The following is a 21,943-nucleotide window of genomic DNA, read 5'->3' as shown; positions in this document are numbered from 1 at the left end:
ATATAGATGAACTTCGATGTCTTGAGACTGGACCATGACATCGACATCTGTCAATATCGATGCATGTCGAAGTCTCTGCTGCAGCTGACACCGGTCGAGGCGGTCGCCTGCTGCTCCCCGGTCACCCGCGAGCCGCTCACTGCGGATGCCGCCGAGCGGATCGCTCCGCTGGTCAAGGCGATCGCCGACCCGGTCCGGCTCCGACTGCTCTCGATCGTCGCGTCGCACGCGGACGGCGAGGCCTGCGTGTGCGACCTCAACGACGCCTTCGACCTCTCGCAGCCCACGATCAGCCACCACCTCAAGCTGCTGCACGAGGCGGGGCTCCTCGAGCGCGAGAAGCGCGGCGTGTGGGTCTACTACCGCGTGAACGCCGCCGCCCTCGGCGACCTGTCCGCGCTGCTCGGCGGCGTCGGCGCGTGACGCCCACGCTCGCGCGCCGGGCGACCGCCGAGCTGGTCGGGACGGCGTTCCTCGTCGCGGCCGTCGTCGGTTCCGGCATCGCCGCCCAGCGGCTCTCCCCCGACGACGTCGGTCTGCAGCTGCTCGAGAACAGCATCGCCACGGGCGCCGTCCTCGTCGCGCTGATCCTCGCGCTGCAACCGGTGTCGGCATCGTTCAACCCCGTGGTCACGATCGTCGAGCGCGTCCTCGGCCGCATCGACTCCGCCACCACGGCAGTGCTCGTCGCAGCCCAGGTCGTCGGCGGGCTGGTGGGTGTCGTGGTCGCGAACCTGATGTTCGACCTCGACGCGGTCTCGATGTCCACCCACGAGCGCGGCGGTTCCGGCCAGCTCCTCGGCGAGGTCGTGGCCACGCTCGGGCTCGTCCTGGTCGTGTTCGGCTCGTTGCGCTCGGCTCGCGTCGAGACCGTCGCCTTCGCGGTCGGCGGCTACATCGCCGCGGCGTACTGGTTCACCAGCTCCACCAGCTTCGCCAACCCGGCGGTCACCGTCGCCCGGATGTTCTCGGACACCTTCGCCGGCATCGAGCCGGCATCCGTTCCTGCGTTCGTGCTCATGCAGCTCATCGGCGGTGGCCTCGGCGCCGCCCTGGTCCTGCTGCTCCACCCGACTCCCCAGGAGGCCTGATGCCCCGCCCGACCGTGCTCTTCGTCTGCGTCCACAACGCCGGCCGCTCGCAGATGGCCGCGGGCTACCTCCAGCACCTCGCCGGCGATCGCATCGACGTCCTGTCGGCGGGGTCCCAGCCCGCCGACCAGGTCAACCCCGCCGCGGTCGCAGCGATGGCCGAGGAGGGCATCGACATCGCGACGCAGGTGCCCAAGCTCCTCACCGACGCAGCAGTCCAGGAGGCCGACGTCGTCGTCACGATGGGGTGCGGCGACGAGTGCCCCTTCTACCCGGGCAAGCGGTACGAGGACTGGGTCCTCGCCGACCCGGCCGGCCAGGGGATCGAGGCGGTCCGGCCGATCCGCGACGAGATCCGCGGCCGCATCGAGGCGCTGATCGGCGAGCTGCTCCCATGAGCGTCGTACCCCTCGAGGCCGGGCACTGGCCGGAGGTCGAGCGGATCTACGCCGCCGGGATCGCGACCGGGCACGCGACGTTCGAGAGCGAGCCGCCGTCGTGGGAGCAGTTCGGCGCCGCCAGGCTCCCCGGCCAACGGCTGGTCGCGATCGAGGACGGGCGGGTCGTCGGGTGGGCCGCCGCGTCCGGCGTCTCCGACCGGTGCGTGTACGCCGGTGTCGCCGAGCACTCCGTGTACGTCGACCCGGCCGCATCCGGACGCGGCCTGGGGCGGCTGCTGCTCGACGCCCTCGTCGCGTCCACCGAGGCCGCGGGCATCTGGACCCTCCAGTCCGGGGTGTTCCCGGAGAACACGGCGAGCCTCGCCCTGCACGACGCGGCCGGGTTCCGGGTGGTCGGAACCCGCGCACGGGTCGGCCGGATGACCTACGGGCCGATGGCCGGAGCGTGGCGGGACGTGGTGTTCATCGAGCGCCGCAGCGACCGCGTCGGGGCCAGCTGATCTCGTCGCCAGAACGTCGCCCGAACGTCACACGTCGTCCGGTTTCAAGGGGCATCGCGCTGGATACCTTCAGTCGGGGACATCGACGAAAGGGATGGACGATGGCGAGCGACCTGGACGCGATCTTGCTGACCGTGTTCGGCACCCTCGGCGGCATCTTCGGACTGCTCTTTCTGATGGCGGCCCTCGAGCCGCCGCGCATCACGCCCGAGGCGGCGACCCGGGCGCTGGGAGCCCGGACCTCGACGTCGCAGCCGCCGGAGTGATCACTCCCGGCGGCCGGTGACGAGGTACTGGAGCTGGACGTCGTGCCCGGGTGCGACCCCGTGCTCGCGGTCCAGCTCCAACACCTCCTCGAGCGGGACGACCCGCACGTCGACCAGGCCCGCACGCCGCAGGGTGTCGGCGGTCTCCTCGATGCTGCGCGCGTCCGCCAGCGGCAGGTCGCCCGCCGGCCGGTCGCCGTACAGCTCGCCCACCCCGTCTGCGAACCAGGTGCTGTCGACCATGGCGACCACGCCGCCCGGGCGGAGCAACCGGACCCAGTTCGCGACCGCGACGTCGGGGTCGCGCAGGGTCCACATCACGTACCGGCCGACGACCGCGTCGAAGGACTCAGGCGCGCAGTCGGGAGCGACCGCGTCACCCACCTCGATGCGGGGACCGGCCGGCATGCGTTCCGCGCGTTCGCGAGCGATCTCGAGCATCCCGTCCGCGAGGTCGATGCCCGTGACCCGGTGCCCGAGGCCGGCGAGGAGGAAGGCGACGTGGCCACTGCCGGTGCCGACGTCCAGGACGTCCGCGGTCGCCGGCGGAAGCGCCGTTGCCCAGACCCGCTGCCAGACGTCGCGGTCGAGCTCGCGTCGTTCGGGGCGCTGCTGGTAGGCGTCGTACGACGGTGCGCGGTCGGTCCAGTACTCGTTGATCGTGTGTTGCAGGTTCATCGGTGCACGTCCTCCTCGACGCGAGTGGTGATCGGATGGAACAGCAGGTGGATCCCGTCCACCGCTTCGAGCCGCTCGACGCCGATCCCGTAGACCGGCTCGAGCACCTGCGGGGTCAGCACCTTCTCCACCGGCCCGGACGCCGCGACCCCGCCGTCGCCGAGCAGGACGACGTCATCGCAGTAGCGGGCGGCGAGGTTGAGGTCGTGCAGGACGACCACGACCGTCCGCCGGAGGTCGTGGGTCAGGTCGGCGACCAGCCCCAGGACCTCGTGCTGGTAGCGGATGTCGAGGTGGTTGGTGGGCTCGTCGAGCAACAGGTGGCTCGCCTGCTGCGTGAGCGCCCGGGCGATCAGCACCCGTTGGCGCTCGCCGCCGGACAGACCGGCGAACGCCCGGGCAGCGAGATGCGACGCGCCGACCCGTTCGAGCGCGTCCGTCGCGACCGCATGGTCCGTGGCGCCGGTGCGCTGGAACGGCCCGAGGTGCGGGCCGCGTCCGAGCAGGACCGTCTCCGCCACCGTGAGGGAGCTCTCGCCGCCGGACTCCTGGACGACCACCGCCAACCGGCGCGCCGCCTCTCGGGCCGGCAGCGCCGCGAGGCGCTCGCCGTCGACCGTGACCGTCCCGGTCGGGCTGTTCAGCACGCCGGACAGCAACCGGATCAGCGTCGTCTTCCCGCTGCCGTTCGGCCCGATCAGCCCGAGCACCCGGCCGTGCGGCGCCGCGAGGGAGACGGCGTCGAGCACCTGGGCGGACCCGTACGACCAGGAGAGCTGCTCGGCGACGATCATGCTCCGGGCCCGAACCGCTCCACGATCCGCTCGAGCCCCTCGACCGAGAGCGGCGTCGGCGGCTCGGTGAAGTTGAAGAGCTGCGCCATGACGTCGCCGTTCCGCACGGCGGTCAGGTCATCGGCGCCGGGCAGCTGGGTGATCGCGGCCTCGACCTCGGCGGGGTCACCCTCGCTGTGCAGCAGGATCAGCACGTCGGGATCGCGGCCGAGCAGCTCCTCGAGCGTGACCTCGAAGACCCGCTCGTCGACGTTGCCGAACACGTTCTCGAAGCCCGCCGCCTGGAGCTGGGGATGCGCCATCGACTTGGTGCCGTAGGCGTACGTCGTACCGCCGCCCACGGTGGGGTAGAGCACGGCGGCCGTCCTCCCGGACGCCGGGCCGACCTCCTCCTGCACCTCGGCGAGGTCCTCCTTCAGGTCCGCGATCGCGTCCTGTGCCGCGGCCTCACGTCCGAACACCCGCCCGTAGACCTCGAGCTGCGCATAGACGTCGTCGAACCCCGGCTCGTCGATCCCCTGCTCGCACAGGGCCGGCTCCTCGATGAGCGGGATGCCGACGGCCGCCAAGGTCTCGCGGGAGAGGTTGTCGACCTGGCCGAGGACGAGATCGGGCTCCTCGCTGATCACCACCTCCTCGGAGATCTGCAGGTGTCCGCTGCTGTCGAGCTCGTCGGTGAGCAGCGGGATCTCGTCGAGCTCGGCCAGGGTCTCGTCGTCGTAGTACTCGGCCGGGTACTGGCCGGCCCGAGCGGTCACGCGGTCCATGACGTCGATCTCGTGGAGGAACGGCACCGCGGAGCTCTTGAGGAGGACCACCCGCTCGGGCACCTTCTCGAAGGTGACCTCCGCCCCGCAGTTGTCGATGGTGACGGGGTGGCTGCCGGCCGCGGCAGGGGCGGGCGTGGAGCCGCCGTCTTCCGCCCCGCAGGCGGTGAGGCTGCCGACCAGCAGCAGGGCGGCGATGACAGGGCGGTGCGACACAGGGTTCTCCTCGGACGGGTCAGGCACTCGTGGCATGCAGACGACGGATCAGGACGAGCAGGAACGGGGCGCCGACGAGGGAGGTGATGATCCCGATCGGGATCTCCTGCGGCGCGAAGAGCGTGCGCGCGAGCACGTCGGCCCAGATCAGCAGGATCGCGCCCATGAGGGCCGCCGCCGCGACGACTCGGACGTGGGTCCCCCCGACCGCGCGGCGGGCGAGGTGGGGCACGACGAGGCCGACGAAGCCGATGCTCCCCGCGGCCGACACGACCACGCCGACGCAGAGTGCGACGACCACGAGCAGCAGCAACCGGAACCGGTCGGGGCGGACGCCGAGGGTGTGCGCCGTCTCGTCGCCGATCGCCAGCGCGTCGAGCCGGCGACCCCAGATCGTCAGCAGGATGGTCGCGGCGACGACCACGACCGCCACGACGAGGAAGGGCAGGTTCCACTGGGCGAGGGCGAGCGACCCGAGGAGCCAGAACATCACCGATCGCGCGCCCTCGGCCGACCCGGACGCGAAGATGAGGAAGCTGGTGAGCGCATAGAGCGCGTAGCCGACGGCGACGCCGGCCAGCAGCAGGCGGATCGACGTGACCCGGCCGGCACTGCGCGCCACCAGGAAGACGAGCAGCGACGCGGCGAGCGCGCCGAGGAAGGCCGTGACCTGGAGGGTGTACTCGACGTAGCCGGCTCCGAAGCCGAAGAGGATCGCAGCCGCGGCCCCGGTCGACGCTCCGGAGTTGACGCCCAGCAGGTAGGGGTCGGCGAGGACGTTGCGCACCATCGCCTGGAGCGCGACACCGCAGACCGCCAGGCCGGCACCGACGAGGGCGCCGAGCAGCACCCGCGGCATCCGGACCTGCCACACGATCGCGTCGACGGGCGCACTCCACGTCTGCTCCGCGGGCCAGCCGACGAGGTGGTGGGTCACGACCCGGGCGACGGTCCCCGGCGGCACGGAGAACGCGCCGACACCGACACCGACCACGATCGTGGCCACCAGCACCAGCGAGAGAGCGGTCAGCCAGGCCGTCGTACGGCGGCGGGCGGCGCGCAGCCCCAGCACGTCCGCCGACACCTCGGGCGCCGTCGCGATGTCGGTCACCACCAGCCCCACCTCTCTTATTGCATGTATTTCGCAATAGCGAGAGGTTAGCGACACGGCCGGGCCGGGCACCGAGGGGGTACCCGATCGACGATCAGGACGTGACGGGCACCGGCTCCGGAGCGGCCGGGACGAGGAGGCCCTCCCGGCGCGCGACGAGGGTGGCGGCAGCGATGGTCGCCGTGACGGCGAGCCCGTTCAGCAGCAGCACCGACACGCTCTTCACGAGCACGAAGGTCTCGAGCGACTGGGACTGCAGCAGCCACAGTGTCGCCGTCGCCTTGCCGAAGCACAGCAGCGCCCACATCAGGGTCAGCGACCAGAACAGTCGACGGACCCGCGGCCGTAGGTGGAGCTCGTCGTCCATCGGGTAGAAGTCCCCGGCCAGGCGCGCGACCATCGGGCGTGCGGTCGCCAGGGTCGCGATGAACGCGGCACCGATCAAGGCGTCGCTGATGACCGGTTGGAGGAAGTACAGGTAGGTGCTGTCGGTGACCAGCGCCACGACCGTGCGGCCGGTCATCACCACCGCGGTCAGGATCAGCAGTCCGGACGTCCGGCGCCCGGTGATGGCCCGCCACGCGATCGCGCCGTACGACCAGCCGAGCGCGGCGAAGATCGCCGTCCAGACGCCCTCCAGGCGCAGGCAGCTGTAGAAGATGGTCGCCGGGATCGCGCAGGCGATCACCAGACTCAGCGCGACGCGCCTGACAACCGCCCCGAGGGTGGGGTGGGCGGTGGTTCCGTTCGACGTCATGGGGTCCTGTCGTGCTCGGTGGTCGCGGGAGGTACCGCGTCGTCCTGGCCGGGCGGTACCCAATCCGCCGCGGCGCAGTTGGCGCTCGGCGTGATGAGACACGGCTCAGTCACCGGCGGCCGCGCCGACCCGGTGCGCCACGGGGCCGGGATCAACGGCGACTGCCGACCCCGAGGACGACCGGTCGATCTCCGTCGCACGACGGGGTGTCGAGCGTGGCCCGCCGGACCTCCCCACTCACCGCAGGCTGCGTGAGTAGCGGGAGGGGGTGTCCAACGGCACCGATACTCGCGGGCCTAGCCGACGGATCTGACGGTGACAGTGGAGATCGCCCCGACGAGCCCCAGCAGGAGCGGAACGCGCTTCGGCGCACGATCGCGCTCGCTGGTCGGTGCCGTCATCATGACGTGCGCCCTTCGTCCTGCCCCGCAGCTCGACAAGCTGGCCAGCAGGTTGGTTACCGCCAACCTACACGGCCTGGAGGCGAAACACGTCTTCCCGGCTTCCGGCCGGACCAGCGCGCTCGGCCCAACGAATGGGACAGGGCAAGCAGACCGCGCCAGCACGACAGCCGGGGTGATCGGGCGGGCCGTTGACGCGGCGCACCCGCGAGTGCCTCAGACGTTGAAGCGGAACTCCACCACGTCGCCGTCGGCCATGACGTAGTCCTTGCCCTCCATGCGCACCTTGCCGGCCTCCTTGGCCTTGAGCATGGTGCCGGCCTCCATGAGGTCGTCGAAGGACACGATCTCGGCCTTGATGAAGCCACGCTGGAAGTCGGTGTGGATGACGCCGGCGGCCTCGGGAGCCGTGGCGCCCTTGGGGATCGTCCAGGCCCGGGTCTCCTTGGGGCCGGCGGTCAGGTAGGTCTGCAGGCCGAGGGTGTCGAAGCCGACGCGGGCCAGCACCTCCAGGCCGGGCTCCTCGACGCCCATCTCCCGCAGCATCTCGCGGGCCTCCTCGTCGTCGTCGAGCTCGACGAGCTCGGCCTCGAACTTCGCGTCGAGGAAGATCGCCTCGGCCGGCGCGACGATCTCCTGCATCTTCGCCTTGAGGGCGTCGTCGGCGAGCTCGTCGGCGTCGCAGTTGAAGACGTAGATGAAGGGCTTGGCGGTCAGCAGCGAGAGCTCGCGGATCAGCTCGCGGTCGATCTTCGTCGCGATGATCGGCGTACCGGCCTCGAGTGCGGCGAGCGCCTCCTTGGCGGCGTCGACGACGGCGCCGAGCTCCTTCTTGGTCCGCGCCTCCTTCTCCAGCCGCGGGATCGCCTTCTCGACGGTCTGCAGGTCGGCGAGGATCAGCTCGGTCTGGATCGTCCCGATGTCGCTGGCGGGGTTCACCTCGCCGTCGACGTGGGTGACGTCCTCGTCGCGGAAGACCCGGGTCACCTGGCAGATCGCCGCGGACTCGCGGATGTGCGCGAGGAACTTGTTGCCCAGGCCCTCACCCTCGGACGCGCCGCGGACGATGCCGGCGATGTCGACGAACTCGACGGTCGCGGGCAGGATCCGGGCGGAGCCGAAGACCTCCGCGAGCCTCGCCAGCCGCCCGTCGGGGACGCCCACGACGCCGACGTTCGGCTCGATCGTCGCGAACGGGTAGTTCGCCGCGAGCACGTCGTTCTTGGTCAGTGCGTTGAAGAGCGTCGACTTGCCCGCGTTGGGGAGACCGACGATGCCGATGGTGAGTGCCACGGGCGAGAACTCTACGGCGGGAAGGCGACCCGCCCCGAATCAGCGGACGGGTCGGATCGGCCCCGCGCCGGGCGGCACGGCCTCGAGCACCTCGAACTCGTCGCCGACCCGGATCGTGACGTCGGAGGTGTCCGGCACCAGGTTGATCCCGAACCAGGTGGCGCCGTCCCAGCGCCGGATCTTCGCGAGCGACCGGATCGGCTCCTTCTCCCGCTCGGCGGTGTCGGGGTCGATCGTGGTCAGCACGCAGCGCGCGCAGCCCTTGACCGCGCGGAAGACCGCGTCGCCGATGCGGATCCGGCGCCAGTCGTCCTCGGCCCACGCCTCGACGCCCGAGACGACGACGTTGGGCCGGAAGCGGGTCATCGGCAGCGGGTCGCGACCGGTCGCGGAGGCCGCGACGACCTCGTCGTTCAACGCGGCGAGCGACTCCTCGGTCGCGAGCAGCAGCGGGTACCCGTCCGCGAACGACACCCGGTCGCCGGGCTCGCTGAAGTCGGGGCTGGTCGGCCGCTTGCGCGGGTCGTCGAGGTGCACGAGGTGCACCGAACGGTCCAGCGCCTTGCTGAACCACGCGTCGGCCTCCTCGCCGGCGGGCACGGCGTCGAGGTGCGAGGACCAGAGGGCGACCGGGGTCTGGGCCGCGGGGTCGGGCGTCGCCACGTCCAGCGCGGGCAGGTCGGGCGCACTCAGGCGCAGGCCGTACGGCGTGATCTCGGGGTGCACGAGCACCAGCCGGTTGGCTTCCCGGGCGGTGATCGCGGAGCCCGCGTCGTCGACGACCATCCAACGCCGATCACCCAGGAGCCCCCACGGCTCGACCACGGCGGAGTCGACCGACTCGCCTCGGCAGGACTTCACGGGGAAGCGGTTGATGGCGGTCAGGCGAGCGGGCACGGGATCACGGTAGGGGGATCTCACCCCTCCGAGCGAAACGCAACGCAGTCCGTCGTTTCCGCCACGACGACCCGGCCGAACCGAGAGGATGCCGTGCGTGACCCGCACGCACCGCCGTACCGGCGGCCTCGCCCTGCTCGCCGTCGCCGCCCTCGTCGCGGCGCTGATCGTCCACGTCTCCGGCTCGTCCGAGCCCGAGGACGGTGTCGCCGCCGCGGCCCTCGGGGCGGGTACGTCGGGCGAGCGCGGCACCCCCGTCTCCGCGGTCGTCCGGATCGGCCTGGCCGGCCCGACCGGGGACTACGCGACGCCACGAGTGACGATCTCCCAGGACGGCCAGCTCTCGGTGGAGAACAACGACAGGTACTCCCACACGGTGACCTCCGAGGCGACCGACGCCGAGGGCCGACCGCTCTTCGACGTGACCGTGGCGCCGGGCGCCACCCGCGTGGTCCGCGGTGCCACCGGCCTCGCGGCCGGCGACTACGGCTTCTACTGCCGCCTGCACCCCAACATGCGCGGCACGCTCACCGTCACCGGCGGCTCGGGTGGCAACAGCGGCGGCAAGCAGAGGTTCACGATGCCGCTCGCCGTGCCGAGGACGGTGACCGACGCCCACGTCCGGCTGGACATGCGGCGTACGCAGTCGAGGATGCTGCCCGACGGTCGGCGCACGACGGCCTGGACGTACGGCGGCAGCTGGCCCGGCCCGACGATCCGCCGGCCGGCGGGCCGGCAGACGCTGGTCACGGTCGCCAACCACCTGCCGCGCAAGGCCGGCTCGATGTCGATGCACCTGCACGGCAGCCATCACGCGTCGAGGTACGACGGGCAGCCGACGACGTTCCTGGTCCGGCGCGGTCACTCGCGCACCTACCGCTACGACCTCGTGGACGACGGCAAGCCCGCGCCCGGCTCGTTCTTCTGGTACCACGACCACCGGATGGACCGGACCACCCGGAACAACTGGATGGGCCTGCAGGGCATGTTCATCGTCGAGGACCCGCAGGAGGCGGCGATCGGGCTGCCCCAGGGCGTCCGCGACGTGCCGCTGATGATCGCGGACCGCACGTTCACCAAGCGCAACCAGCTCGGCATGCTGCACGAGCCGTCGATGGTCCACGGGGGCCACGACATGGACCACGACGCGGGCCACGACATGGAGGGCATGGACCACGGCGACATGGGCGACATGGGCGACATGGGCGGGATGGCCTGGACCGGACCGCACGCGCCGCCGAACGACGCGTCGGTCGGCAACCGGCTCCTCGTCAACGGCCGCGTCGCGCCGCACCTGCGGACGACGGCCACGCGCTACCGGCTGCGGCTGCTCAACAGCTCGGCGTTCTCGTCGTACAACCTGGTCCTCTCGAACGGCCGTCCGTTCACCCAGATCGGCACCGGGGACGGGTTGCTGCCGCATCCGGTCGTGCGCAAGCACATCCTGCTCGGCCCGGCCCAGCGCGCCGACGTGATCGTCGACTTCCACGGGCTGGCGGGCACGAACGTGGTGCTCAAGACCGTGCCGCGCGCCAAGGGCATCGAGGGCACCGGCTCGCGCGTCGGCGACCTCATGCAGTTCCGGGTACGTCGAGCCGCGGCCGACGACAGTCGCGTGCCGAAGGACCTGCCGACGCCCGAGCTGGTCGACGCGCCGCGCAAGATCTCGATGACGTGGGACTTCTCGCTCGAGGGCGACCCGGAGACCGGGTCGTTCTGGGCGATCAACGGCAAGGCGTACGACGCGGACCGCGTCGACCACCGCGTGAAGCTCGGCACCGTCGAGACGTGGAAGCTGAAGAACACCAGCGACATCACCCACTACGTGCACCTGCACCAGCTGCAGTGGCGCACGGTCAGCCGCAACGGGAAGCGGCCGCCGCCGTGGGAGCGCGGGCTCGAGGACACCTGGAAGCTGGACCCCGGCGAGGTGGTCCTGGTGGCCGCGAAGTTCACCGACTACACCGGGCCGTTCATGGTGCACTGCCACATGCTCGACCACGAGGACCACGGGATGATGGCGACCTTCGAGGTGCACCGCTGACGGCCCCTCATAGGGTGACGGGGTGCGCATCGCGACCTGGAACGTCAACTCCCTCCGGACCCGCATCGACCGCGTCGAGGCGTTCCTCGACCGCCACGACGTCGACGTGCTGGCGCTCCAGGAGACCAAGGCCCGCGAGGAGCAGCTGCCCCTGATGGGGCTGCAGGCGCGCGGCTACGAGGTCGCCGCGGCCGGCACCAACCAGTGGAACGGCGTCGCGATCATCAGCCGGGTCGGGCTCGAGGACGTCGAGACGGGGTTCCCCGGCCAGCCGGGCTGGGGCGAGCCGGCCGAGCCCGAGTCGCGGGCGATCGGCGCGACCTGCGGCGGCGTACGTCTCTGGTCGCTGTACATCCCCAACGGCCGCAAGCCCGACGACCCGCACTACGTCTACAAGCTGGACTGGTACGCCGCGCTCCGCTCGGCCGCGCGGGAGTGGCTGGCCGGCGACGCCCTGCTGGTCGGCGACTGGAACGTCTGCCCGACCGACGACGACGTCTTCGACGTGAAGCAGTTCAAGAACTCGACGCACGTGACGCCGGCCGAGCGGGCGGCGTTCTTCGCCCTCGCCGAGGACGGCTGGGTCGACACCGTGAAGCCGTACGACGCCGGCTACACCTACTGGGACTACTACCGCCAGCGCTTCGAGCGGAACCGCGGGCTGCGCATCGACTTCCTGCTCGGCTCGCCGTCCCTGGCGGCGCGGGCGACGGGTGGGTTCGTCGACCGCGACGAGCGCGACCCCGCCCAGGGCACCGGCGCCCCCTCCGACCACGCCCCGGTGATCCTCGACATCGCCTGACCTGAGTCACAGCTTCACCACGGCATGCAGGCGAACCTGCACTTCCCACGGCCTGCACGCCATGGGAAGTGCAGGTTCGGCCACGTACCGTGGTGAAACGGCATCGACTCCGCCCTCCCGGCCACTGTCGGTGGTCGCCCCCATGCTGGCGACATGGACATCCTGACGATCTTCCTCACGCTGCTGGTCGGCCTCGGCCTCGGCGTCCTCGTCGGTGTGCTCTGGTCCCGCTCACGTCCGACCTACACCGCGGGCCTGGTCGACCAGGCCGAGGTGATGCAGGGGCTGGACCGGCTCAGCGACCAGATGCACCACCTCGACCGCGCACGGGCGACCTGGCAGGGCCAGTTCGACGCACAGGTCGACTCGCTGCAGCGCGAGACCCGCTCGCTGTCGACCGCGCTGCGCAAGCCACAGGTGCGCGGGCGCTGGGGTGAGCTGCACCTGCGCCGGGCGGTCGAGCTGGCCGGCCTCGTCGACCGGTGCGACTTCGCCGAGCAGGTGCGGCTCGACGACGGCGCGCGCCGCCCCGACCTGGTGGTCCGGCTCGTCGGCGGGCGCCGTGTCGTGGTCGACGCCAAGGTCCCGCTCGACGCCTACCTCGACGCCACCTCCACCGAGGACGACGACGAGCGCGAGCACCACCTGCGCCGCCACGCCGGCCAGCTCCGCACGCACGTCGACCTGCTCGGCTCCAAGCAGTACTGGCGGTCGCTGCCCGAGAGCCCGGAGTTCGTGGTGCTCTTCGTCCCGGCCGAGTCGTTCCTGGCCGCGGCCCTCGAGACCGACAACGGCCTGATCGAGTACGCCGCCGCCCGTCAGGTCGTGCTCGCCACCCCGACCACGCTGATCGCGCTGCTGCGCACGGTCGCGCACGGCTGGAGCCACGAGACACTGGCCGAGCAGGCGCGCGACATCCACCGGCTCGGCCGCGAGCTGCACAGCCGGCTGGCCAGCATGACCGGCCACCTCGACCAGCTCGGCCGGTCCCTCAACGCCGCCGTCGGCCACTACAACCAGACGGTCGGCTCCCTCGAGTCGCGAGTGCTGGTGGCGGCCCGCCGGTTCGGAGACCTGCCGGCGCCGCGCCAGGTCGAGTCCGCGAGCCGGTCCCTACCACCCACCGAGCTGCATGTCGTGGAACGGCGCGCCGCCGACGGCGAGGAGGACGGCGACCATACGGTGGCCCTGTGAACCAGCGCCGCACGCTCTGGGAGCAGGGCACCGAGCCGGGCCGACAGGTCGTCGCGCTCGGGCTGGCGCTCGCGCTCACGGCGGTGGTCCTCGAGCAGGCGATCACCGGCAGCGTCGGCTGGTTCTTCGACGTGTGCTTCGTGCTGATCTGCGTCGGTGCCGCGCTGCGGGTCCGGCCCACCGACTTCTTCACGGTCGGCGTGCTGCCGCCCCTGCTGATGGTCGCGGTGTTCACGCTGCTCGGCATCGCCCGTCCCGACGTGATCGCCGACGAGGGCGACGGCGTGATCCAGGCGGTCGTGTCCGGGCTCGGCCACCACGCGGGCGCACTGATCGTCGGCTACGCCCTGAGCCTCGGCGTCCTCGCCGTACGCCATCGGGTCCTGGGTCGGGAGAGCGCGCCGGCGCCTCGGCCGTCTCGAGCGTCGCTCTAGTGCGTGCCCGGCGCCGGTGACCCCTCCCTAGGCCTCGAACCGGCTCGGGTCTCCCGCGCCGACGCGCACGATCTCCGGGTAGCCCTCCGACCAGTCGATCACCGTCGTCGGCTCGGCGAGGGTCTCGCCGGCCTCGACCACGATGTCGACCTGGTGGTCGAGCTCCTCCTTGATCTCCCAGCCCTGGCTACGCGGCTCGGACTCCCCCGGCAGGATCAGCGTGCTGGTGAGCAGCGGCTCGCCCAGGGTGTCGAGCAGCGCCTGCACGAAGGCGTGGTCGGGGATGCGGACGCCGACCGTGCGCTTCTTCGGGTGCAGCAGCCGGCGCGGGACCTCCTGGGTGGCCGGCAGGATGAAGGTGTACTGCCCGGGCGTCGCCGCCTTGATCGCGCGGAACGCCGAGTTGTCGAGCTTCACGAACTGCCCGAGCTGCGCGAAGTCCTTACACATCAGCGTGAAGTGGTGCTTGTCGTCGAGACCGCGGATCCGCAGGATCCGGTCCCGGCCGTCGCGGTTGCCGACCTGGCAGCCGAGCGCGTAGCCCGAGTCGGTCGGGTAGGCGATCAGCTGCTCGTTGCGCAGCCCGTCCGCGATCTGCTCGAGCAGCCGTGGCTGCGGGTTGTCCGGGTGGACGTCGAGATACCGGGCCACTACGAACGACCTGCAGCCTTCAGGTCGCGGCGCAGCTCCGGCGGCAGCGCGAAGATCAGCGACTCCTCGGCGCTGTGCACCGCCTGCGCGTCGGGGTAGCCGCGCTCGGCGAGGAACTCCAGCACGCCCTCGACCAGCTCCTCCGGCACGCTCGCGCCCGAGGTCACGCTGACGGTCTTCACGCCGTCCAGCCAGGCCTCGTCGATCTCGGAGGCGTCGTCGACGCGGTACGCCGTGCGCGCGCCGACCTCGAGCGCCACCTCGACGAGCCGCACGGAGTTCGAGGAGTTGCCCGACCCGACCACGATCATCAGGTCGGAGTGGTGGGCGATGTCCTTGACCGCGAGCTGGCGGTTCTGGGTGGCGTAGCAGATGTCGTCGCTGGGCGGGTCGAGCAGCTCGGGGAACCGCTTGCGGATCGCCGCGACCGTCTCGAGGGTCTCGTCGACCGAGAGCGTCGTCTGGGAGAGCCAGGCGACGCGGGACGGGTCGCGGACCACGATGCTGTCGACGTCCTCCGGACCCTGCACGAGCTGGATGTGGTCGGGCGCCTCACCTGCGGTGCCCTCGACCTCCTCGTGGCCGGCGTGGCCGATCAGCAGGATGTCGTAGTCCTCGCTCGCGAAGCGCTTCGCCTCGTGGTGCACCTTGGTGACCAGCGGGCAGGTCGCGTCGATCGTCTTGAGCGAACGCTCCTCGGCCTGGCGATGCACCTCGGGCGAGACACCGTGGGCGGAGAACACCACGGTCTCCCCCTCGGGCACCTCGACGAGCTCCTCGACGAAGATCGCGCCCCGCGACTCGAGGTTCGAGACCACGTGCTTGTTGTGGACGATCTGCTTGCGCACGTAGACCGGCGCGCCGTACAGGTCGAGCGCCTTCTCCACGGTGATCACGGCGCGGTCGACACCGGCGCAGTAGCCCCGCGGCGCCGCCAGCAGGACCGCCTTCTCGGCGTCCTCCGGCGACAGGATCGGCGGCATGCCCATGTCGGTCGTCATGGTGTCCAGTCTAGGTGGACCACCGGTGGTCGAGCGTGTCGAGACCCCCGCACCCCGCCGCCGACCTCGAGCGCGGGGTCTCGACGACGCTCGCTGGCGCTCGCTGCTCGACCACCGACGTCGGCGTCGGTCCGGTCGTCTAACCTCGCCCGCATGGCCATGGAGACCTCCCTCGAGTCACCGGCCCCGGTGCGGCAGATCGCGAACGCGATCGCCGGCTGGGTCGATCGGCTCGGCGCGGTGTGGGTCGAGGGCCAGGTCGCCCAGGTGAGCCGACGTCCGGGCATGAACACCGTCTTCATGACGCTGCGCGACGCGGTCGCCGACATCTCGGTCCCGGTCACCTGCTCGCGGACGCTGTTCGACGGGCTGAACCCGCCGCTGGTCGAGGGCGCGAGCATCGTCGTGCACGCGAAGCCGTCGTACTACGCCAACCGCGGCACGCTCTCGCTGTACGCCCGCGACATCCGCATGGTCGGCCTCGGTGAGCTGCTCGCGCGGCTCGAGCGTCGTCGCCAGCTGCTCGCGGCCGAGGGGCTGTTCGCCGCCGAGCTCAAGCGTCCGCTGCCGTTCCTGCCCGGCACCGTCGGGCTGGTGACCGCGCCGAGCTCCGCGGCCGAGCGCGACGTCCTGGAGAACGCCCGCCGCCGCTGGCCGGCGGTGCGCTTCGAGGTCGCGTACGCCGCCATGCAGGGCCCGCGCTCGGCGGCCGAGGTCATCGAGGCGGTCGAGCGCCTCGACCGCAACGCCGCGGTCGACGTGATCGTGGTGGCTCGCGGCGGCGGCTCCGTCGAGGACCTGCTGCCGTTCTCCGACGAGGCGCTGATCCGCGCGGTGCACGGGATCCGCACTCCCCTGGTCTCGGCGATCGGCCACGAGCCGGACTCCCCGCTGCTCGACCTGGTCGCGGACGTACGCGCGTCCACGCCGACCGACGCGGCCAAGCTCGTCGTCCCCGACGTGGTCGAGGAGCTGCGCCAGGTCGAGCATGCACGGATCCGCATGCGTGGCGCCCTGGAGCGCTGGCTGTCGGGGGAGCAGGCCGGCCTCGACGCACTCCGCTCGCGCCCGGCCCTGGCCGACCCGCGCAACCTCCTCGACGCCCGGCGCACCGAGGTCGACCAGCTGCGCGACCGTGCCCGGCGCACGCTGTCCCACGCCCTCGACCGGGCAGCCGACGACATCGGCCACCAGCGCGCCCGCGCCCGCGCACTCTCGCCGCTGGCCACCCTGCAGCGCGGGTACGCCGTGCTCCAGGACGCCGACGGCCACGTCCTGACGTCGATCGACGGCGTCGCCGCGCAGCAGGCGATCAGCGTCCGCGTCGCCGACGGCCGGATCCACGCGACCACCACCAGCACGGAGGATCTCCATGGCCAAGAAGACTGACGACGAGCAGAAGCCGTCGTACGAACAGGCTCGCGAGGAGCTGATCGAGGTGGTCCGGCAGCTCGAGGCCGGTGGCACCACCCTGGAGGAGTCGCTCGCCCTCTGGGAGCGCGGCGAGCTGCTCGCGACGATCTGCCAGGACTGGCTGGACGGCGCCCGCGAGCGGCTGGACGCCGCGATCGAGGACGACCCCGAGGACTGACTGGTCTGCACCTGTCGGCCGGTCGCAGCCGTCTCCCAGTACCTTCGAGCGTTGAATCGGTGAGCGGTGCGTGATCGGGTACGTCGCCCTGGCGAGGGGAACGCATGCGACGGAGGAGCGCACACGCAGTCGGTCTGGCTGCGATCGGGGCGGCGGTGCTGGTGGCCCCGCTCCTGGTGGCGGCGCCCGCGCAGGCCCTGATCCCGAAGTCCGACCTCACGATCGTCAAGACCGTGGGCAGCCACGGCCCGACGATCGCCTTCAACCCGGCGCTGAGCGGCACCGGGTTGAACGGTCACCTCGAGTGGAAGACCGACGGCCTCCGCGTCTTCACCGAGAAGGACCTCGACTCGTGCGTGCCGCTCCCACCGAACGTGCCGCCGAGCACGCCACCGTGCCCTGACTTCTTCGAGCTCCCCGAGATGCGGGTGGCGGAGTACTTCAACACCTCGACGCCGCTCAGCGACGTCGTCGTGGACGCCGCCCAGGCGAACCCGCCGACGACCTGGCCCGAGCCCCAGCTGTACTTCCGGCCGAGCCAGCCCAACGCCCAGGTCGTCCTGCAAGCGCGCCTCCAGGTGGACGTCTTCAACGACGACGGCGTCGCGGACATCGAGCTGGTGAGGGACCTCCTCGGCCCCGGCGGCATCGGCGGCGCCACCTGGTGGGGCTTCGTCGCCAACACCACCGACCTCAACGGGAACCCGGTGCCGTACGCCCCGAACATCGGCGGGATGAACGGCACCTCGGCTCCTCTGAGCACCTGGGTGACCACGCTGAACCTGTTCCAGCAGCAGCTCCCCTGGGCCCAGAAGCCGGTCGTCACCGCCTTCGGGTTCGGGATCCCCCGAGGCCTGGTCCAGCCGATGGACCTGACGCTCCGCTCGATCTACTTCGCAGGCGACTACTACGACCTCAGGCGGTCCTTCCAGCCGTCGATCGGTGCGGCGCCGGGTGAGACGGTGACCTACCAGGTCACGATCAGCAACGGCACCGGCGCCAACACCAAGGCCGCGGCGGGCGTCAAGGTCGTCGACGTGCTGCCGCCGGACATGACCTATGTGCCCGGCTCCCTGGTCGACGACGTCGCCCGTCCGCCGGCGAACCCCCTCGACCCCTGGGCCCAGCCCACGCCCGGTACCCCCGCGAACTGCGAGTTCACCGGGCAGATGCTCACGTGTGCGCCCGGCACCCTGGGCCTCGGCGCCACGCGGACCATCCAGTTCGATGCGACGTTGGACGACACGATCAGCACGACGGGCCTTCCTCAGGCCGACGGACACTGGGTCGACGTGCGGCACGACGACGCGTCGACCTCGATCCCGGTCGGGCAGACCCGGACGACGACCGCGTCGTGCCCCGAGGGCTACCTGGCCACCGACGGCGGACTGCTGCTCGACCAGGCCGCGTCGCCCGACGTCGTGGTCGAGTCCAGCAGGGCCACCTCGTCGTCCGGGGTGAACGGCTGGACGGTCCGAGCCACCAACCTCGGCGATGCGCGGGCGGTGGGGAGCACCCAGGTCACCTGCCTGGCCGGGACGGTCGGCGCCAGCGGCGGACACACCCACGCCGTCGACGCCCAGGCCCTGCCGCTGCAGCAGAAGATCCTGCCGGTCATGTCCGAGACCGACGCACGACCCGTGCAGCGGACCTGCCCGGCCGGGTACACGCCGTACGCCCCCCAGTTCGAGACCACCTCGGGCATCGCGGTCATCCGCGAGTCCTACGCGATCGACAACACCTGGTACTGGTACGTCGACCACACCGACGGCACGGACGCGTCGTTCGGGATCAGCTGCCTGGCCCCGCGGACCCTCTCCGGCAGCGGCCACACCGCGCAGCTGGTGGTCTCGGTGCCCGACGACACCATCTCGATCGGGTCCGAGAACCAGACCGAGGGCCAGATGGCCTGCCCGGCCGACAGCAGCGCCATCGTGGGCGGGTACGGCGGCTACACCGCACGGGTGCGCTTCCTCGGTGCCGAACCGCGCGGCGACAGGTACCTGTTCCGGTTCTACAACGAGGAGGACACCGCGAAGAACGCCGACATCCAGGTCACCTGCGTCGGCGCCCTGACGGCGAACGAGCCGACGTACAAGGACGTCGTCAACACCGCGTACGCGACCACCACGACCAAGGACCGGGACGCCGGCGACAACACGTCGTCGGCCACCGTCGCCGTCTCCGGCGATCCCGCACCCACCCAGCCGTCGGGCGTCATCCTCAACCAGCTGACCGCGACCCGGACCGTGGCCAACGGCAGGACCACGGCCCTCGCCCTGGACATGCGGTGCCACAGGACCAAGCCCTGCACCTTCACGGTCAAGGCGTTCTCCGGCGGCACCCTGGTGGCCAGCAGGACCACGTCGATCCTCGCCATGGCGACGAAGAACGTCGTGGTTCCGACCACCGGCGCCGGCAAGAGCCTCGCGTTCGGGGACAACCTCGTGGTCAGGATCAAGACCACCGCCGGCACCACCCAGTACGCCGTCGGCATCGTCAGCTGACCGGTTGCACCCGACCGGACCTCCACCTGGTCTGACCCTGTGGACTAGTCGTGACGGCTTGCGCTGCCGTGAACCTGCCGCTGTTGACCTATCGTTCTCGTGCCGGGGGGCGTGGGTAGGGATCGGTGCGTGATCGGGCACGTCGCCTCGACGAGGGGATCGACATGCGACGGATGCGGGCTCGCGCGCGCACAACAGTTCTGGCGGCGATCGGGGCAGCTGCGCTGGTGGTGCCGCTGCTGGTGGCCGCGTCGCCTGCGGAGGCCCTGATCCCGAAGGCCGAGCTCTCGATCGACAAGACGGTGGCCAGCCACAGGCCGACGATCAAGCTCAACGCCGCCCTGAGCAACACCCGCGAGAACGGTCACCTCGCGTGGGTGGACGACGGCCTGCGCCTCTTCACCGAGAACGACCCGAACTCCTGCGTCTCGAGCTCGCCTCCGGTCGTGTGCACCATCACCGCGGAGTACTACTACACGCAGATCGCCGAGTACCTCGACACCTCGACGCCGCTGAGCGACGTGATCGCCGCGACCGGGCCCTACGGCCCGCCGTCCCTCGAGTACCAGGCGACGACGAACCTGGGGTACACGCCCGAGTACCGCCTCCTGGTCGACTTCCTCGGTTCCGACGGAGTTCCGGACGTCACGCTGTCGCGCCCGCACAACAGCGCTGACTGGACGGGCTACTTCGGCGTGGGCGGAGGCGGCTTCCCGCCCCTGTTCGCGGTCATCCCGGTGCCGAACACCAACCCGACCACCTACACCAGCACCGGGACCCTCGCTCAGTGGCGTACGGCGTTGTCGTCGCAGCCGCAGGCGCAGGTGCCGGTGGTCACCGCGTTCGGGTTCGCGGTTCCCGCGCTCCCCGGCAGCGCCACGATCATGGACGGCACGCTCAAGGCCATCAACTTCGCGGGCACGCACCACGACCTCCGTCGGGTGTACCAGTCCGGGCTCACGGCCGCGCCGGGCGAGGTCGTGAGCTACAAGCTCAGGATCGCGAACGGCAACAGCGCCAACGCCAAGGCGGCCCAGGGCGTCCAGGTGGCCGACGTGCTGCCGCCCGACATGACGTACGTCCCCGGTTCGTTGGTGACCTCCGCGACCAACACCCCGGGCTCGTGGGTGAACCCGTCGAGCTGGCCGTGCGCCTTCACCACCAACATGCTCACGTGCGGCGCCACGACGTTCGCGAAGGGCCAGACGCGGTACGTCCGGTTCGACGCGACCCTCGACGACAGCATCAGCACCGCCGGCCTCCCCCAGACCGAAGGGCACTGGGTCGACGTCCAGCACAACGACGAGGCGAGCACGCTGGGCATCGGACAGTCCAAGACCATCACCGCGACCTGCCCGGCGGACTACATGGCCACCGACGGCGGCCTGCTGCTCGACGGGGCCGGCTCGTCCGCCGACATCGTGATCGAGTCCAGCCGGGTCAGCCAGGTCGACGGCTCCGCTGCCTGGGCGGTCAAGGCCACCAACCTGGGCGACCAGGCCGCCCCGGTCACCGCCGAGGTGACCTGCCTGGCCGTCGAGCTCGGCTCGAGCGCGGGCCACACCCACCTCCTCGACGCCGTCACGATGCCGATGCAGCTCGGCACGTCGGCTGGCGACAACGCCCAGGAGTCACAGCTGGTGGATCGGTCCTGCCCGGTCGGGTGGACGCCCTACGCTCCGGAGTTCGAGGTCGCCTCCGGGATCGTGGTCGTGCGGGAGTCCTACGCCGTCGACAACACGTGGTACTGGTACGTCAAGCACTCCGACGGCGCCGCGTCCTCGTACGGGATCAGCTGCTTGGCCCCGCGGACGTACGCCGCCGGTGGCCACGCCGCCGAGCTCGTGATCTCCACCCCCGACGACACGATCACGGTCGCCTCCGAGACCCAGACCGAGGGCGTCATGGCCTGCCCCGCCGACAGCAGCGCGATCGTCGGTGGCTACGGCGGCTACAGCAACGACGTCCTCGCCCTCGGCATGGAGCCGCGCGGCGACAGGTACATGTTCCGCTTCTACAACGCCGACTGGACCCAAGCGCGCAAGGCCGACATCCAGGTCACCTGCATCGGTTCGATGACCATCGACGAGCCGACCTACAAGGACGTCATCAACACCGCCTACGTCACGACCACGACCAAGGACCGGGACTACAGCGACAACAACTCCTCCGCGACCGTGGGCGTCACGGGTGACCCGGTCGCCGGGGAGCCCTCCGGCGTGACCGTCAACCCGCTGACCGCGACCCGGACCAGGGCCAACGGCAAGACCACGGCCATCACCATGACCATGCAGTGCACGAAGGCCAAGCCCTGCAACTTCACGGTGAAGGCCTACTCCGGCGCCAACCTGGTGGCCAGCAAGACCACCTCGCTGGTCGCGCAGGCCAACAAGCCGGTGTCGGTCCCGACCACCGGGCTCGGCAAGAACCTCGCGTTCGGAGACAACCTCGTGGTCAAGATCAAGACGACGGCGGGCACCACGACGTACAACGTCGGCATCGTCAGCTGACGCGCTGCGCTGAGCCCCGCCCCGTGACCACGGGGCG

Annotated in this window: 22 protein-coding genes; 13 read left to right on the top strand and 9 right to left on the bottom strand. The window is 71.1% G+C overall.

Going from position 1 to position 21,943, the window contains the following annotated elements; translation table 11 throughout:
* Positions 1–63: 63 nt before the first annotated feature.
* The 5 genes from MJ604_RS14690 (at position 64) to MJ604_RS14670 (ending at position 2,258) form a co-directional block, all read left to right on the top strand.
* Positions 64–423 (top strand): metalloregulator ArsR/SmtB family transcription factor, encoded by a 360-nt coding sequence (locus MJ604_RS14690; protein ID WP_243059243.1) that lies wholly within the window; start codon positions 64–66, stop codon positions 421–423.
* On the top strand, positions 420–1,091 hold the full coding sequence (locus tag MJ604_RS24295) for an aquaporin (protein ID WP_243059242.1): 672 nt from the start codon (positions 420–422) through the stop codon (positions 1,089–1,091). The genes MJ604_RS14690 and MJ604_RS24295 overlap by 4 nt, the downstream gene beginning before the upstream one ends.
* The gene (locus MJ604_RS14680) at positions 1,091–1,489 is read left to right on the top strand and encodes an arsenate reductase ArsC (RefSeq protein ID WP_243059241.1); all 399 of its coding nucleotides are present in this window, start codon (positions 1,091–1,093) and stop codon (positions 1,487–1,489) included. The genes MJ604_RS24295 and MJ604_RS14680 overlap by 1 nt, the downstream gene beginning before the upstream one ends.
* On the top strand, positions 1,486–1,992 hold the full coding sequence (locus MJ604_RS14675) for a GNAT family N-acetyltransferase (protein WP_243059240.1): 507 nt from the start codon (positions 1,486–1,488) through the stop codon (positions 1,990–1,992). Before MJ604_RS14680 ends, MJ604_RS14675 begins: the two co-directional genes overlap by 4 nt.
* Before the next feature lie 101 nt (positions 1,993–2,093).
* Entirely contained in the window at positions 2,094–2,258 is a 165-nt protein-coding gene (locus tag MJ604_RS14670) for a hypothetical protein (RefSeq protein ID WP_243059239.1), read from the top strand.
* Here MJ604_RS14670 and MJ604_RS14665 read toward each other — a convergent pair whose 3' ends face one another.
* From MJ604_RS14665 to MJ604_RS14635, 7 genes are all read right to left on the bottom strand, one after another.
* Complete coding sequence (locus MJ604_RS14665) at positions 2,259–2,936, bottom strand: class I SAM-dependent methyltransferase (protein WP_243059238.1); 678 nt, start codon at positions 2,934–2,936, stop codon at positions 2,259–2,261.
* Positions 2,933–3,730: an ABC transporter ATP-binding protein gene (locus MJ604_RS14660; RefSeq protein ID WP_243059237.1), complete on the bottom strand. Its 798-nt coding sequence runs from the start codon at positions 3,728–3,730 to the stop codon at positions 2,933–2,935. Before MJ604_RS14660 ends, MJ604_RS14665 begins: the two co-directional genes overlap by 4 nt.
* Positions 3,727–4,713 carry an ABC transporter substrate-binding protein gene (locus MJ604_RS14655; RefSeq protein ID WP_243059236.1) on the bottom strand — a complete coding sequence of 329 codons (987 nt, stop codon included), beginning with the start codon at positions 4,711–4,713 and terminating at the stop codon, positions 3,727–3,729. Before MJ604_RS14655 ends, MJ604_RS14660 begins: the two co-directional genes overlap by 4 nt.
* A gap of 19 nt (positions 4,714–4,732) precedes the next feature.
* Positions 4,733–5,827, bottom strand: a complete 1,095-nt coding sequence (locus MJ604_RS14650; protein ID WP_243059235.1) for an iron ABC transporter permease — start codon at positions 5,825–5,827, stop codon at positions 4,733–4,735.
* Positions 5,828–5,918: 91 nt separating this feature from the next.
* Positions 5,919–6,581: a VC0807 family protein gene (locus MJ604_RS14645; RefSeq protein ID WP_243059234.1), complete on the bottom strand. Its 663-nt coding sequence runs from the start codon at positions 6,579–6,581 to the stop codon at positions 5,919–5,921.
* A gap of 617 nt (positions 6,582–7,198) precedes the next feature.
* Complete coding sequence (ychF, locus tag MJ604_RS14640; protein WP_243059233.1) at positions 7,199–8,275, bottom strand: redox-regulated ATPase YchF; 1,077 nt, start codon at positions 8,273–8,275, stop codon at positions 7,199–7,201.
* 39 nt (positions 8,276–8,314) lie between these two features.
* A complete protein-coding gene (locus tag MJ604_RS14635; RefSeq protein WP_243059232.1) occupies positions 8,315–9,172 on the bottom strand; it encodes an MOSC N-terminal beta barrel domain-containing protein in 858 nt (285 codons plus the stop codon).
* A 97-nt stretch (positions 9,173–9,269) separates the two neighbouring features.
* Between MJ604_RS14635 and MJ604_RS14630 the strand changes: the two genes are divergently transcribed.
* From MJ604_RS14630 to MJ604_RS14615, 4 genes are all read left to right on the top strand, one after another.
* Complete coding sequence (locus MJ604_RS14630) at positions 9,270–11,216, top strand: multicopper oxidase domain-containing protein (protein ID WP_243059231.1); 1,947 nt, start codon at positions 9,270–9,272, stop codon at positions 11,214–11,216.
* A 22-nt stretch (positions 11,217–11,238) separates the two neighbouring features.
* Positions 11,239–12,018 (top strand): exodeoxyribonuclease III, encoded by a 780-nt coding sequence (locus MJ604_RS14625; RefSeq protein ID WP_243059230.1) that lies wholly within the window; start codon positions 11,239–11,241, stop codon positions 12,016–12,018.
* A 153-nt stretch (positions 12,019–12,171) separates the two neighbouring features.
* Positions 12,172–13,212, top strand: a complete 1,041-nt coding sequence (locus MJ604_RS14620; protein ID WP_243059229.1) for a DNA recombination protein RmuC — start codon at positions 12,172–12,174, stop codon at positions 13,210–13,212.
* The gene (locus MJ604_RS14615) at positions 13,209–13,646 is read left to right on the top strand and encodes a DUF6542 domain-containing protein (protein WP_243059228.1); all 438 of its coding nucleotides are present in this window, start codon (positions 13,209–13,211) and stop codon (positions 13,644–13,646) included. Before MJ604_RS14620 ends, MJ604_RS14615 begins: the two co-directional genes overlap by 4 nt.
* A gap of 27 nt (positions 13,647–13,673) precedes the next feature.
* Here the strand turns inward: MJ604_RS14615 and MJ604_RS14610 are convergent, their stop codons facing one another.
* Together MJ604_RS14610 and MJ604_RS14605 are read right to left on the bottom strand one after the other, a co-directional pair.
* On the bottom strand, positions 13,674–14,297 hold the full coding sequence (locus MJ604_RS14610; protein WP_243059227.1) for an L-threonylcarbamoyladenylate synthase: 624 nt from the start codon (positions 14,295–14,297) through the stop codon (positions 13,674–13,676).
* Positions 14,297–15,298 carry a 4-hydroxy-3-methylbut-2-enyl diphosphate reductase gene (locus MJ604_RS14605; RefSeq protein ID WP_243059226.1) on the bottom strand — a complete coding sequence of 334 codons (1,002 nt, stop codon included), beginning with the start codon at positions 15,296–15,298 and terminating at the stop codon, positions 14,297–14,299. Before MJ604_RS14605 ends, MJ604_RS14610 begins: the two co-directional genes overlap by 1 nt.
* A 153-nt stretch (positions 15,299–15,451) precedes the next feature.
* Between MJ604_RS14605 and xseA the strand changes: the two genes are divergently transcribed.
* From xseA to MJ604_RS14585, 4 genes are all read left to right on the top strand, one after another.
* Entirely contained in the window at positions 15,452–16,687 is a 1,236-nt protein-coding gene (gene xseA / locus MJ604_RS14600; RefSeq protein WP_243059225.1) for an exodeoxyribonuclease VII large subunit, read from the top strand.
* Positions 16,671–16,889, top strand: a complete 219-nt coding sequence (locus MJ604_RS14595) for an exodeoxyribonuclease VII small subunit (RefSeq protein ID WP_243059224.1) — start codon at positions 16,671–16,673, stop codon at positions 16,887–16,889. The genes xseA and MJ604_RS14595 overlap by 17 nt, the downstream gene beginning before the upstream one ends.
* A gap of 104 nt (positions 16,890–16,993) precedes the next feature.
* Complete coding sequence (locus MJ604_RS14590) at positions 16,994–19,396, top strand: DUF11 domain-containing protein (protein ID WP_243059223.1); 2,403 nt, start codon at positions 16,994–16,996, stop codon at positions 19,394–19,396.
* 164 nt (positions 19,397–19,560) lie between these two features.
* Positions 19,561–21,906, top strand: a complete 2,346-nt coding sequence (locus MJ604_RS14585) for a hypothetical protein (RefSeq protein ID WP_243059222.1) — start codon at positions 19,561–19,563, stop codon at positions 21,904–21,906.
* Positions 21,907–21,943: the final 37 nt, after the last annotated feature.

Origin of the sequence: Nocardioides sp. SR21 (genome assembly GCF_022761125.1) — a bacterium.
Classification (GTDB): Bacteria; Actinomycetota; Actinomycetes; order Propionibacteriales; family Nocardioidaceae; genus Nocardioides.
Note: the sequence above shows the minus strand (reverse complement) of the source record. Positions and strands in the feature narration are given on the sequence as shown.

What these genes read in the sequence shown, in the direction of transcription:
- MJ604_RS14605 (WP_243059226.1), bottom strand. Translation starts at nt 15,298, where the DNA reads ATGACGACCGACATGGGCATGCCGCCGATCCTGTCGCCGGAGGACGCC.
- MJ604_RS14585 (WP_243059222.1), top strand. Translation starts at nt 19,561, where the DNA reads ATGCGACGGATGCGGGCTCGCGCGCGCACAACAGTTCTGGCGGCGATC.
- MJ604_RS14670 (WP_243059239.1), top strand. Translation starts at nt 2,094, where the DNA reads ATGGCGAGCGACCTGGACGCGATCTTGCTGACCGTGTTCGGCACCCTC.
- MJ604_RS14645 (WP_243059234.1), bottom strand. Translation starts at nt 6,581, where the DNA reads ATGACGTCGAACGGAACCACCGCCCACCCCACCCTCGGGGCGGTTGTC.
- MJ604_RS14595 (WP_243059224.1), top strand. Translation starts at nt 16,671, where the DNA reads ATGGCCAAGAAGACTGACGACGAGCAGAAGCCGTCGTACGAACAGGCT.
- MJ604_RS14675 (WP_243059240.1), top strand. Translation starts at nt 1,486, where the DNA reads ATGAGCGTCGTACCCCTCGAGGCCGGGCACTGGCCGGAGGTCGAGCGG.
- MJ604_RS14665 (WP_243059238.1), bottom strand. Translation starts at nt 2,936, where the DNA reads ATGAACCTGCAACACACGATCAACGAGTACTGGACCGACCGCGCACCG.
- MJ604_RS14590 (WP_243059223.1), top strand. Translation starts at nt 16,994, where the DNA reads ATGCGACGGAGGAGCGCACACGCAGTCGGTCTGGCTGCGATCGGGGCG.
- MJ604_RS14690 (WP_243059243.1), top strand. Translation starts at nt 64, where the DNA reads ATGTCGAAGTCTCTGCTGCAGCTGACACCGGTCGAGGCGGTCGCCTGC.
- MJ604_RS14680 (WP_243059241.1), top strand. Translation starts at nt 1,091, where the DNA reads ATGCCCCGCCCGACCGTGCTCTTCGTCTGCGTCCACAACGCCGGCCGC.
- MJ604_RS14660 (WP_243059237.1), bottom strand. Translation starts at nt 3,730, where the DNA reads ATGATCGTCGCCGAGCAGCTCTCCTGGTCGTACGGGTCCGCCCAGGTG.
- MJ604_RS14620 (WP_243059229.1), top strand. Translation starts at nt 12,172, where the DNA reads ATGGACATCCTGACGATCTTCCTCACGCTGCTGGTCGGCCTCGGCCTC.
- xseA (WP_243059225.1), top strand. Translation starts at nt 15,452, where the DNA reads ATGGCCATGGAGACCTCCCTCGAGTCACCGGCCCCGGTGCGGCAGATC.